Below are 12,389 nucleotides of genomic sequence, written 5' to 3'. Positions count from 1 at the left end.
GACCCTGCGCATCGGCACGGCGAACGCATGATCCTGGCCGAAGCGCGTGCTTCGATGCCGGTCATGCCACCACCGAACGTGGCGCGTTTCACGGCAGTCGATTGGGATGCGACCCTACCAGGGCGGCCCATCTGGCACGCACCGGCCGGCCAGGGCGGGATTGCGCCGGCCCGGGGTTGAACCTGCGCGGCGTGGGCGAGGTAGGGTCGGATCCCGATCGACCGCCGACCCTGCGCATCGGCACGGCGAACGCATGATCCTGGCCGAAGCGCGTGCTTCGACGCCGGTCATGCCACTACCGAACGTGGCGCGTTTCACGGCAGTCGATTGGGATGCGACCCTACCAGGGCGGCCCATCTGGCACGCACCGGCCGGCCAGGGCGGGATTGCGCCGGCCCGGGGTTGAACCTGCGCGGCGTGGGCGAGGTAGGGTCGGATCCCGATCGACCGCCGACCCTGCGCATCGGCACGGCGAACGCATGATCCTGGCCGAAGCGCGTGCTTCGACGCCGGTCATGCCACTACCGAACGTGGCGCGTTTCACGGCAGTCGATTGGGATGCGACCCTACCCGGCCAGCGTGCGCGGCAGCAATGACGGATCAGGTCTGCAACCACGCGCGCATCGCCGCGCTCACCTCGTCCGGCTTCTCCATCGGTGCCAGATGCCCGCAATCGGGTAGCACCACCAGCGTTGAACCCGGCACCAGCGCCTGCATTTCCTCGCTGATCGGCAGCGGGGTGATGCGGTCGTTGGCCCCACACACAATCAACAGCGGATCGCGGTAACCGGCCAGCAAGTCGTGGCCGTCGCCGCGTTCCAGCGCGCTCTGGCGCAGGAATACCTCGGCACCCAACCGCGCGGTCATGTCGCGCACGCGCTGCACCAGCACGTAGTCGTCCAGGCGCGAGGCATCGATGTAGCTGCGCATCAGCTTGTCGCCAAAACCGTGGAACGTGCCGGGCAGGCGCACGCTGGCACGCTGCGACTGGCGCTGGGCCGCGCGCTCGGGCGAGTCGGCGTGGATCGAGGTGTCGATGAGGGCAAGGCGCAGCACCCGTTCCGGCGCGGTGCGCAGGATCTGCTGGGCAACGAAGCCGCCGAGCGAAAACCCGGCCAGCGCGAAACGCGGCGGCGCCTGCGCCAGCACATCCTCGACCACCGCCTGCATCGTCTCGCCACGGGTCTGGTCGCCCACGGTGCAGTCGGCGATGTCGGCAAGGTCGGCGATCTGCGCGCGCCAGAGTTCAGCGTCGTTGAGCAGGCCGGGGAGCAGCAGCAGGGGGAGGCGGTCGGTCATGGCGATAGTGTGGGCCCGCCGGCGTGCACGGATCGTGCCACCGGCGGCTCAATGCGTTGCGTTGTCTGGCGGCGCAGGCACCTGCACGCTCTGCACCGGCAACGTCACCACCATCACCGTGGAATCGTCCGGGTCCAGCCGGGTCTTGAAGCCCAGGCTCTGGCACATCGCCAGCATGGTGCTGTTCTCGCGCAGCACCTGGCCTTCGATGATGTTCAGGCCCAGCCACTGCGCGTACTCGATCATGATGGTCATCAACCGCCAGCCGATGCCGTGGCCCTTGAGGTCCGAGCGGATCAGGATGCCGTATTCGCCACGGTCGTAGTCGGCATCGGCGTGCAGGCGCACCGCGCCGAGCATGTCGCCGCTGCGCGGGTCGATGGCCACCAGCGCGATGGAGCGGGCGTAGTCGAGCTGGGTCAGGCGCGCGATGAACTCGTGGCTGAAATGCTTGACCGACTGGAAGAAGCGCAGGCGCAGGTCGTCGTCGGTGACGCGGGCGAAGAACGCGCGGAACAGCGCGTCGTCTTCCGGGCGCACCGGGCGCACGAACGCGGGCGCGCCGTCGGACAGGGTGAGGGTGCGCTCCCACTCCTTGGGATAGGGGAACACGGCAAAACGCGGGTGGCCACGGCCCTTGTGCAGCTTGCGCGAGGGCGCGATGGCCACGCGTGCGTCGAGCGCGATCACGCCATCGCGGTCGGCCAGCAGCGGGTTGATGTCCAGCGCGCGGATCTCGGGAATGTCGGCGGCCAACTGGGCCAGCTTGACCAGCACCAGCGCGACGGCGCGCTCGTCGGCGGCGGGCACGTCGCGGTAAGCCTTGAGGATGCGCGAGACGCGGGTGCGGCCGATCAGCTCGTGCGACAGGCGCAGGTCCAGCGGCGGCAGGGCCAGGGCCTTGTCATCGATCACTTCCACCGCGGTGCCGCCGCGCCCGAACACCACCACCGGGCCGAAGGTGGGGTCATCGGCGATGCCGGCGACCAGCTCGCGCGCCTTGGGCCGCACGATGGTGGGCTGCACCAGCACGCCGTCGATGCGCGCGTCGGGGCGCTTGTCGTGCGCGCGCGCGATGATCGAGGTGGCCGCCGCGTGCACCGCCTGCAGGGTGCCCAGGTTGAGGCGCACGCCATCCACGTCGGATTTGTGCGGGATGTCGGCCGAGAACACCTTCACCGCCACGGTGGCGCCCTGCTCCAGCAGCGGCTGGGCCAGGTCCATGGCCTCGTGCGCGTCGCGCGCCTGCATCACCGGCGCCGAGGGAATGCCATAGGCGCTGAGCAGCTGGTGGGTGGCGATCGGGTCCAGCCACTGCTGGCCGGCGGCGAGCGCGGCCTCCACCAGCGCGCGCGCGGCCGCGGTGTCCACCACGAAATCCTCGGGCAGGCTGGGCGGGGTTTCCATCAGCGCGGCCTGCGCGTCGCGGTAGCGCACCAGGTGCTGGAAGCCGCGCACGGCCTCGGCCTCGGTGGGATAGGTGGGCACGCGCGCGGCGTTGAGGGTGGCGGTGGCGCGGTCGTCGTTGCCCAGCCACACCGCGAACACCGGCTTGTCGCGATGGTGGCGCGGGCGCAGGCCGAGCGTGCGGGTGAGCGCCTGGGCGGCATCGGCCGAGGAGGTGAAGGCGGTGGGCACGTTGACCACCAGCACCGCATCGTTCTCGGTATCGGACATCAGCGCGTCGATGGCGGCGGCGTAGCGCTCGCCGTCGGCGTCGACCACGATGTCCACCGGGTTGCTGCGCGACCAGCCTTCCGGCAGCACCGTGTCCAGCTGGGCGACGGTGGCCGGCGACAGCTCGGCCAGGCTGCCCCGCAGCGCCAGCAGCTGGTCCACGGCCAGCCGCCCCACCCCGCCGCCGTTGCTGAGGATGGCCAGCCGACGCCCGGGGAAGGTGCCGAGCCGGCCCAGGGTTTCGGCGGCGGTGAACAGTTCGTCCAGCGCGCCCACCCGCAGCAGGCCGGCGCGGTTGAAGGCCGCGCCATACACCGCATCGCTGCTGGCCAGGCCCTGCACGTGGGTGTCGGCATCGGGGTCGATGCGGATGTGGCGACCGGACTTGACCACCACCACCGGCTTGGCACGCGCGGCCGCGCGCGCGGCGGACATGAACTTGCGGGCGTCGCCGATGTGCTCGACGTAGAGCAGGATGGCGCGGGTACGGTAGTCGGTGGCGAAATAATCCAGCAGGTCGCCGAAGTCCACGTCGAGCGTGTCGCCAAGGGACACCACCGCCGAGAAGCCGACCGAACGCGCCACGCCCCACTCGACCAGGGCAGCGGCGATCGCGCTGGACTCGGAGATCAACGCCAGGTCGCCGGCCTGCGGGAAGTGCGCGGCGATGCTGGCGTTGAGCCGCGCGTGCGGGGCGATCACGCCCAGGCAATGCGGCCCGAGGATGCGCAGGCCTTTGGCGCGGGCGGCGGTTTCCACCTGGGCGGCGAGCGAGCCGGGGCCGTGGCCGAGGTTGGCGGTGAGGATGATGGCGGCGGCCACGCCGCGCTCGGCGGCGGTGGCCACCACCTGCGGCACGATGCTGGCCGGGGCGGTGATGATGACCAGTTCCGGTACCCAGTCCAGGTCCTTGAGGCGCTTGACCGTGCGGATGCCGTCGATGTCGCTGTAACGCGGGTTGATCCAGGCCACCTTGCCGGGGAAGCCGGTGCCGCGCAGGTTGCGCATCACCGCGCGGCCGGCCGAGCGCTCGCGCGGGCTGCCCCCGATGACCGCGATGGACTGGGGACGGAAAACGGATTGCAGGTGGTAGGTGCTCATGGGCCGCACAGTCGCCGGGTCATGGGATGACACGGTACACGGGTGCGGTGACGGACGGGGCTACAACAACGTGCCGCGCAATATCATCGCGGCGATGCTGAAGTAGATGACCAGGCCGGTGACATCGACCAGCGTGGCCACAAACGGCGCCGACGCGCTGGCCGGGTCGAAGCCCAGGCGCTTGAGGATGAAGGGCAGCATCGAGCCGGACAGCGAGCCGAAGGTGACGATGCCCACCAGCGCCGCGCCGATGGTGAGCGCCAGCAGCTTCCAGTGCTCGCCGTAGTCGTGCAGGCCCAGCAGCTGCCAGGTCACGATGCGGATGATCGCCAGCACGCCCAGGATGGCACCCAGGGTGATGCCGGTGGGCACCTCGCGCAGCGCCACCTTCCACCAGTCGCGCAGGCGCAGCTCGCGCAGCGCCAGGCTGCGGATCAGCAGCGAGGTGGCCTGCGAGCCGGAGTTGCCGCCGGAGCTCATGATCAGCGGGATGAACAGGGTGAGCACCACCGCGCGCGACAGCTCGTCCTCGTAGTGCTGCATGGCGCTGGCGGTGAGCATTTCGCCGAGGAACAGCACGCTGAGCCAGCCGGCACGCTTGCGCAGCATGCCGAAGAAGCCGATCTGCATGTACGGCTTGTCCAGCGCTTCCATGCCGCCGAACTTGTGCGCGTCCTCGGTGGATTCCTCGATCAGCGCATCCAGGACGTCATCGACGGTGACGATGCCCAGCACGTGCTGCCCGGCATCCACCACCGGGATGGCGAGCAGGTCGTGGCGGCGGATCAGCCGGGCCACTTCCTCCTGGTCCATCTGCGCATCCACGGTGACCGGCGGGTTGACCTGGGCCACGTCCAGGATCGGCTCGTCGGGCAGGCCGGTGATGAGCCGGCGCATGGTCACCACCTGCGCCAACGTGCGGGTGTGCGGGTCGAGCACGTAGATGGCATAGACGGTCTCGCGGGTGCGCTCGACCTCGCGGATGTGTTGCAGGGTGCGCCCGACGGTCCAGTCGGCGGGGACGCTGACGAACTCGGTGGTCATCAGCGCGCCGGCGGTGTGGGCGGGGTAGCCGAGCAGCTGCTGGATCGACTGCCGCGCTTCGGGGCTGAGCAGGGGGATCAGCCGCGCGCGGTCGTCCTCGTCCAGTTCGTGGACGATGTCGGTGGCCCGGTCATCGGCCATCAGCCCGAGCAGGGCCGCGGCACGGGCCACCGGCAAGCGGGCCACCAGCGCGCCGCTGCGGTTGAGCTCGGGCTGCTCCAGCATCTTGACCGCGCGCGGCAACGGCAGCGCGGCCAGGGTGTCGGCGGCGCGCGACAGCTCAAGGGTATTGAGGAATTCCACCGCGTCGGCGGTGTTGTAGTGGTCCAAGGGTGCGCTCAGGGCGGCGGCATCGGCCACCGGGCGCAGCAGTTCTTTCTGGTTCATCGGGTTCGCCTGTGGGGATCGCCATGCGCGACGCCAGCCGTGGCGAACCGTCCCTGCTCAGGCGGTGGCCACCACTGACGTCGAGCAAGGTCGACTGGTACTGTCGCTGGACATCGGGTGGGGACTCCGCAAGGGGTGTACTGCCGGAAAGGGCGGCAGCGGCGGGGAGTCTGGACCCGGGCGCCGGGCCGGTCAACCCACGCCTGCTACCGCGTTGGGCTGCGATTGACGTTGGCCGAACGCGCGCGCCGCATAATGGGCGCACATCTCTTCACGCAGTGCCCCCCATGCATAGCGGCGCCCTCGAACTGGCCCTGGTCCTGCTGCTGGCCGCGGTGATCGCCGTGCCGGTGTTCAAGAAGCTCGGGCTGGGCGCGGTGCTGGGCTACCTGGCCGCCGGGGTGGTGCTGGGGCCCGACGGCATGGGCTTCGTGCAGGATGCCGACCGCATCCTGGGCGCGGCCGAGATCGGGGTGGTGATGCTGCTGTTCGTGATCGGGCTGGAGCTGTCGCCGACCCGGCTCAAGGTGATGCGCCGCTCGGTGTTCGGCGCCGGTGCGCTGCAGGTGGCGCTCAGTGCCATCGTGCTGGGCAGCCTGCTGCTGTTGGACCACTTCCAGTGGAAGAGCGCGCTGGTGGTGGGCATCGCCCTGGCGTTGTCGTCCACCGCGGTGGGCCTGCAGTTGTTGTCCGAACACAAGGCGATCAACACCGATTACGGGCGGCTGGGCTTTGCCATCCTGCTGTTCCAGGACCTGATCGCCATCCCGCTGCTGGCCGCGATCCCGCTGCTGGGCGGGGCAAAGAACGAGACCCTGCAATGGGACGACGTGGCCGTGGCGCTGGGCGCGCTGGCGGTGGTGATCCTGTGCGGGCGGCCGGTGCTGCGCCGGCTGTTCAACATCATCGCGCGTGCGCGCAGCCCGGAGGTGTTCACCGCCATGGCGCTGCTGGTGGTGCTGGGCACGGCGTGGTTCATGCAGGAAGCCGGGCTGAGCCCGAGCCTGGGCGCGTTCCTGGCCGGGGTGCTGCTGTCCGATTCGGAGTTCCGGCACGAACTGGAATCGCAGATCGAGCCGTTCAAGGGGCTGCTGCTGGGGCTGTTCTTCATCGCGGTGGGCATGGGCATCGACCTGGACCGCATCGTGGCCGAGCCGGCGATGATCGCCGCGGGCGTGGCGATCCTGCTGGTGGTCAAGTTCGGGCTGCTGATGGGCATCGGCAAGCTGGCCAGGCTGCGCACCCGGCATGCGGTGCTGCTGGGCAGCGTGCTGTGGCTGGGCGGCGAGTTCGCGTTCGTGGTGTTCAACGAGGCCCAGCGCGCGCACCTGCTGGGCAGCGCCAACCACGACCGGCTGGTGGCGATCGTGGGCCTGTCCATGGCGATCACCCCGTTGCTGATGATTGCGCTGCTGCGCCTGCTGGGCCGCGAGGACGCGCCGAAGGCCAGTGCGCCGCCGGCCGATACGGTGGATGCCGGCAGCCTGCAGCCGCGCGTGATGATCGCCGGCATGGGCCGCTTCGGGCAGGTGGTGGCGCGCCTGCTGACCGCGCAGAAGATTCCGTTCGTGGCCCTGGAATCCAACCCGGACACGGTCTCGGACCTGCGCCGGTTCGGCAACCAGCTCTACTACGGCGACCCGACCCGCCCGGAGATGCTGCGTGCGGCCGGCGGCGAGCACATCCGCGTGTACGTGGTGACCCTGGACGACCCGGACAACAACATGCGCGCCACCCGCCTGATCCGGCGCATGTACCCCGATGCGGTGGTGCTGGTGCGCGCGCGCAACCGCCAGCACGCGTGGCGGCTGATGGACATGTCCGCCGAGCCGTTCCGCGAGGTGTTCGGCACCAGCCTGGAGCTGAGCGAGCGGATGCTGATCGCGCTGGGCATTCCGGCCGACACCGCACGCAGCCACGTGCAGCGCTTCCGCGAGCATGACGAGAAGCTGCTGCGCGACCAGTACCTGGTCTACGACGACGAGGCGGCGGTGATCCAGACCTCGCGCGATGCACGCGCGGACCTGATGCATCTGTTCGAGGCCGATGCGGATGTCAAACCGGCGCCATCCAGCGCGGCAGATCGGGACACTTAAAAAATCTGACGGTGATGTGGGAAACCCGCCGAGGCGATGACAGGTGGGTCGCCGCTTCCGGCGTGCAACATGTGGGGCCACGCTGCAGGGAGACCGCAACCACGAGGCCACTGCCCATGTCCCAGAAAAAACTTACCCCGGCCGCGTGCCAGTGGCAGAGACGGTACCGGGGTGTGCGGGGCAAGGTTAGCGCTGCGATGCCACGGCATCAAGCGCCTCACCAGAGATTGTGTGAATGAGAACTGCGAGCGTAGAGAGACTCGCTGAATGGAACTCCGATGAGCGCATGCGACGCTACCTGGCTTGGGCGGGGCATTGCAGCGACCGTGGCGCTGCTCTCTACGGCATCAACCTGCAGCTCTGCGAGAGTCTGTACGTGCCGTTGCAGACGCTCGAAGTGTCATTGCGTAATCGCATTCATCAGGTGCTGCTCACCGCGCACGGCCCGTGCTGGTTCGACACGGAGAGAAGGGTGTTGCGCATTTCGCGACAGCACGAACAAGTCGGTGCTGCGACGGCAGATCTGCGGCGCCAGGGGCGTGCGATCACCCCCGGCGGCATCATCTCCCACCTTACCTTTGGGTTCTGGACGATGATGTTCAACAAGGAGCACGAGGTGCTTTGGCAACAGGTTCTGCATCGGATTTCGGCAGATCCCGCCAGGCGCGGATTGCAGCGCAAGCAGTTTTCGACGCCGCTGGTACGCATACGGCACCTGCGCAACCGCATCGCGCACCACGAGTCCATCCTGCACTGGCCCTTGCGGCAACACCACGCGGACATGATGCAGCTGATGGAATGGATTACGCCCGAAGCTGCGGCATGGTGCCGCCAGCATGATCGCTTTCCATCGCTGCTGGCCCGGTATTCGGGCCAGTTGCCAGGGATTGCCGGTTAGCCGTTGTCGCGCAGGAACCGCGCCATCGAGGACACGCCCGGCACGCGCGGCTCGAACTCGCCGGCCACGTCGATGAAGCCGCGCATCACCGCGATCTCGCGCGGGCTGCGGTTGAGCGCATCGCGCACGTCCGGATCGGCGCCGGCGCGCAGCAGGCGCTGCACCAGCAGCGGCAGCCCGTGCAGGGCGGCCAGGTGCAGCGGACCGAAGCCGCGCGGATCGCGCACGTCCAGCGAAACGTCTTCATCGAGCAGGCGTTCGACCGCGGCCAGCACCACCTGCTCGTCGCAGGCGGTGCCCGGCTCGGCGCGGGCGCCCAGCAACAGCAGCAGCGGGGTGACCGACCCGGCGGCGGCCTGGTCCGGCTCGGCACCGGCCAGCAGCAGGGTGTCGAGCAGAGCCAGTAGGCGCGAGCGGTCGCGGGCGCTGAAGCCGTACAGCGCCGCGCAATGCAGCGGGCCCAGCTGCTGGGCATCGCCGGCGTGCACGTTGGCCCCGGCGGTGAGCAGGCGGGCGACGATGTCCGGCAGGCCCAGTGCCGAGGCCAGCATCAGCACGGTCACGCCGCCAGGCAGGCGGTATTCGAGTTCGGCACCGGCATCGAGCAGCGCCGAGACGATGTCGATCTGGCGCATGCTGACCGCCGCCGAGAGCGGCGTCGCGCCGCTGGCGGCGGCATGCTGCGGGTTGGCGCCGCGCGCCAGCAGCAGGTCGACCACGGCCAGGTGGCCACCCCCGGCGGCGCGCAGCAGCGCGGTGCAGCCCTGGGCATCGACTACATCCACGGCAAAGCCGAGGTCGATCAGGCGGCGCACCGCATCGGCATCGCCGGACATCGCCGCGGCCGGCAGGTCGCCGTCGCGCAGAGCGCGGCGCGGCAACGGCCACACCCGCCAGTCCAGCCAGTCGGCCAGGTCGCGGCGGCCGATCGACAGCGCCACGCCAAGCGGGGTCTGGCCATCGGCCGCGCGCGCTTCCGGGGAGGCGCCCTGCTGCACCAGCAGCTTGAGCGAACCTTCGCGGGCGAGCGCGGTGGCCAGGTGCAGGGCGGTCATGCCATGGCTGTCGCGTGCTTCGCGGTCCACGCCGAGCAGCAGCAGGGCCTGCTGCAGGCGCAGCCAGCCCAGCCGTACCGCCAGCGACAGCGGCGGATCGCCGGCCGGTGACGGCGCGAACGGATCGGCGCCGCGCTCCAGCAGCTCCAGGGCCAGTTGCTCCAGCCCGCGCGAAGCGTGGTCATGCTGGGCGCAGGCACTGAGCAGGCGCGCCAGGCCACCGCGGCCGGCCGGCGACAGGCCGCGGCGCAGTAGCGCCTGCAGCGCCGGCACGGCATCGATGCCGCGCGCCAGCAGCGCAAACATCGGGGTATCGCCACAGGCATCGAGGACTTCCGGGGCCGCGCCATGGGCGAGCAGCCAGTCCACCGCGTGCGGGTCCAGGGCCAGTTCGGCGTCGTGCAGCAGCCCGCCGAGCTCCTTCGGGTCGCACAACCGTGCCAGCGCCGCCATGCCATCGAAATTGCCGAAGCCCAGCGCTTCGCGCAGCAGGTCCAGCGGCGGTCGGTCGGGCAGCGTGGGCGCGCCCGGCTCGGCCTCGGTGTCGGCGCCGACGAGGCCATCGGTGACCGAGGCCGGCAGCGGGTAGCTGCGGTCCAGCAGCGAGACGATGGTCCAGCGCCCGGCGCTGGCGGCGATGTCCACCGCGCGGCGGCCCTGCGGATCGACCGCATCGGCGGCAATGCCCAGTTCCAGCAGGCGGCGCACCAGCAGCGGCGGCACCGTGTCGGCCATGCAGGCCAGCAGCACCGCATTGCGCCCTTCCACGTCCACCGCGTTGAGGTCGGGGTGGTGCGGCAGCAGGTGTTCGATCACCGCGGCGCGACCACCGCGGGCGGCCTCCAGCCACGGCGTGCGCGACAGCGCATCGCGCGATTCCAGGTTGGCGCCGGCGGCGAGCAGCACGTCGATGATGTCCACGTGGCCGGCCAGGGCCGCTTCGTGCAGGGCACTGCGGCGCTGGCGGTCGCGCGCGTCGGCACGGGCCTTGTGCTTGAGCAGCAGCTGCACGCCGGCCGGATCGTCTTCCTCGGTGCCGGCGGCCGCCAGCAGGACCGGCGTGCCGTCGGCCGGCTCGGTCTTGGCCCCGCGTTCGAGCAGGAACCGCGCCAGCCGCCAGTTGCCGACCTGGCAGGCCACCGCCAGCGGCGACCAGCCATCGTTGTTGAGCGCGTCCACTTCGGCGGCGGCATCGCGCAGCAGGGCGGCCACGCCCGGGTCGGAGCTGCGCGCGGCGTGGTGCAGGGGGGTGTTGCCGTCGGTGTCCACGGCGCGCGAGTCGGCGCCGTTGGCGAGCAGGGTCATCACCGCCTCGGGGCGCCCGTGCCAGCTGTCGCGGGTGGCGGCCAGCAAGGGGGTCATGCCACGGTGCGGCGCGTTGACGTTGACGCCGCGCGCGATCAGCTCGCGCAGCAGGCGCAGGTCGGGCAGCACGGCGGCGAGCACCGGCAGGTTGCGCTGGTCGCGCCAGGCCGGATCGGGCAGGCCGTGCGGGTCGGCGCCGGCGGCCAGCAACTGCAGGGCGCGATCGACGCGGCCGCTGCGGGCGGCTTCATACAGGGCGGGCAGGTGTTCGTGCTGGCCAAGCGGCTCCAGCGGCTGCGGTTCGGCGCTGGCCGCGGCGAAGGGGTCATCGCCCTCGCCGGCCGCGTCGAACGGGGCGCGCGCGGCCAGGCTGGCGGCCGGTGCGATGGTCTGCAGCAACAGGTGGGCCAGCGGGGACAGCACCAGCACGGCGGCGGCCACCGGCCAGCGCAGGGGGTCGGGCACGAGGCCAGGCCAGGCCGGCAGCACGACCAGCGCGCAGACCAGCACGACCAGCGCGGCCACGCCCAAGCCGCGCCAGGCGCTGAGGTCGCGGCTGGCCAGGGCGTGCCAGTGCGCGCTGAGGCGGCCATCGCTGCGCTCGACATCATTCCACAGCGGCCAGGTGCGCCAGACCCCGAGCAGGGCGGCGCTGACGGCCACGCTGAGGCCGAGCACGGCGGCCAGGCTGCCGCTGTCGTGCAGGGCGCTGAGCGGCCAGGCGACGAGCGCGGCGAGCAGCAGCGGGCCGGCCAGCCAGGGGATGAGCAGGGCCGGGACATCCTGGCGCAGGATCTGCGCGGGTGGCTGGAGGGGGCGGGTGCGCCGCCACCAGGACACGCCCAGGGCAAAGGCGGGCTGGGCCAGCGCGACGCCGAGCGCGGCCGGCACGCCACCGAGCACGGCGGCCAGGGCCAGCACGGCACCGGCGGCGAAGGCGCTGGCGAGGGCGCGGCTGCGCAGGGTGTCAGTCATCGCGGCGACGCGGCACCCGCACGGGGGCGACCGGGGGCGGCGGCATCTGCAGGTGGAAGCCGCGCTCGGCAAGGTTGGCGCGCACTTGCGCGACGTCGGCCAGGGCGAGGCGACGGTCGGGGGTCAGGGCGACTTCCAGCACGAATGCGAACGGCGCCAGCGTGGCCTGCAACGCGTCGGGAACGGCGTTGAAGTCATCGCGGACGGCGAGGTAGACGTAAGTGTCCTGCTTGCGTTGGCTTTTGTAGACGTAGGCTTGCATTGCCCGCGGGGCGTGGCCCTGGGAGGTGATGGCGATGATTGTGTCGGAAACCAGGCAAGGGGGAAAGCTGCGATCGCCTCGGGACGCGGGTTGGGCGGCCGACGGCAGATTCAGGTTCATCAATGTCGCGATGGTGTTCAGGTGCGGGGGGCGCTTTCTTTTGGTTGTTCGGCCTTCTGCGGGACGACGTCTTTCAAAGCACTCGAGTGCGTTGCCTTGTCGCTTGGGGCGGGTACGGGCGGGGGTTGCGGGACACGCCGGAAACACCTCCTAGTGGGCTCGCATACGCC

Annotated in this window: 8 protein-coding genes; 3 read left to right on the top strand and 5 right to left on the bottom strand. The window is 70.7% G+C overall.

Translation table 11 applies throughout. The features are described from left to right. Positions 1-180: hypothetical protein (locus RSA25_RS04210; protein WP_332807663.1), on the top strand; the 180-nt coding region annotated here is incomplete at its 5' end. A gap of 420 nt (positions 181-600) precedes the next feature. Here RSA25_RS04210 and RSA25_RS04205 read toward each other — a convergent pair. From RSA25_RS04205 to mgtE, 3 genes are read right to left on the bottom strand one after another with little or no spacing between them, the layout of a single operon-like run. Then, positions 601-1,299, bottom strand: coding sequence for an alpha/beta hydrolase (locus RSA25_RS04205; RefSeq protein WP_332807662.1), 699 nt, complete (start codon positions 1,297-1,299; stop codon positions 601-603). A gap of 48 nt (positions 1,300-1,347) precedes the next feature. Next, positions 1,348-4,077 (bottom strand): bifunctional acetate--CoA ligase family protein/GNAT family N-acetyltransferase, encoded by a 2,730-nt coding sequence (locus RSA25_RS04200; protein WP_332807661.1) that lies wholly within the window; start codon positions 4,075-4,077, stop codon positions 1,348-1,350. Positions 4,078-4,137: 60 nt separating this feature from the next. Next, positions 4,138-5,508, bottom strand: a complete 1,371-nt coding sequence (mgtE, locus tag RSA25_RS04195; RefSeq protein ID WP_332807660.1) for a magnesium transporter — start codon at positions 5,506-5,508, stop codon at positions 4,138-4,140. A gap of 287 nt (positions 5,509-5,795) precedes the next feature. Here mgtE and RSA25_RS04190 point away from each other — a divergent pair, with 287 nt between their 5' ends. Further along, the gene (locus RSA25_RS04190; RefSeq protein ID WP_332807659.1) at positions 5,796-7,604 is read left to right on the top strand and encodes a monovalent cation:proton antiporter-2 (CPA2) family protein; all 1,809 of its coding nucleotides are present in this window, start codon (positions 5,796-5,798) and stop codon (positions 7,602-7,604) included. 286 nt (positions 7,605-7,890) lie between these two features. Further along, the gene (locus RSA25_RS04185; RefSeq protein WP_332807658.1) at positions 7,891-8,502 is read left to right on the top strand and encodes a hypothetical protein; all 612 of its coding nucleotides are present in this window, start codon (positions 7,891-7,893) and stop codon (positions 8,500-8,502) included. Here the strand turns inward: RSA25_RS04185 and RSA25_RS04180 are convergent. Both RSA25_RS04180 and RSA25_RS04175 read right to left on the bottom strand, forming a co-directional pair. Further along, entirely contained in the window at positions 8,499-11,837 is a 3,339-nt protein-coding gene (locus RSA25_RS04180) for an ankyrin repeat domain-containing protein (RefSeq protein ID WP_332807657.1), read from the bottom strand. The two genes, RSA25_RS04185 and RSA25_RS04180, sit on opposite strands and share 4 nt — an antisense overlap. Next, positions 11,830-12,099 (bottom strand): YcgL domain-containing protein, encoded by a 270-nt coding sequence (locus tag RSA25_RS04175; RefSeq protein WP_332807706.1) that lies wholly within the window; start codon positions 12,097-12,099, stop codon positions 11,830-11,832. Before RSA25_RS04175 ends, RSA25_RS04180 begins: the two co-directional genes overlap by 8 nt. Positions 12,100-12,389: the final 290 nt, after the last annotated feature.

Source organism: Stenotrophomonas sp., assembly GCF_036662295.1.
In the GTDB taxonomy this organism is placed as follows: Bacteria; Pseudomonadota; Gammaproteobacteria; order Xanthomonadales; family Xanthomonadaceae; genus Stenotrophomonas.
The sequence above is the reverse complement of the archived record's forward strand: the minus strand, read 5'-3'. Positions and strand labels throughout refer to the sequence as shown.

What these genes read in the sequence shown, in the direction of transcription:
- RSA25_RS04185 (WP_332807658.1), top strand. Translation starts at nt 7,891, where the DNA reads ATGCGACGCTACCTGGCTTGGGCGGGGCATTGCAGCGACCGTGGCGCT.
- RSA25_RS04180 (WP_332807657.1), bottom strand. Translation starts at nt 11,837, where the DNA reads ATGACTGACACCCTGCGCAGCCGCGCCCTCGCCAGCGCCTTCGCCGCC.
- RSA25_RS04175 (WP_332807706.1), bottom strand. Translation starts at nt 12,099, where the DNA reads ATGCAAGCCTACGTCTACAAAAGCCAACGCAAGCAGGACACTTACGTC.
- mgtE (WP_332807660.1), bottom strand. Translation starts at nt 5,508, where the DNA reads ATGAACCAGAAAGAACTGCTGCGCCCGGTGGCCGATGCCGCCGCCCTG.
- RSA25_RS04190 (WP_332807659.1), top strand. Translation starts at nt 5,796, where the DNA reads ATGCATAGCGGCGCCCTCGAACTGGCCCTGGTCCTGCTGCTGGCCGCG.
- RSA25_RS04200 (WP_332807661.1), bottom strand. Translation starts at nt 4,077, where the DNA reads ATGAGCACCTACCACCTGCAATCCGTTTTCCGTCCCCAGTCCATCGCG.
- RSA25_RS04205 (WP_332807662.1), bottom strand. Translation starts at nt 1,299, where the DNA reads ATGACCGACCGCCTCCCCCTGCTGCTGCTCCCCGGCCTGCTCAACGAC.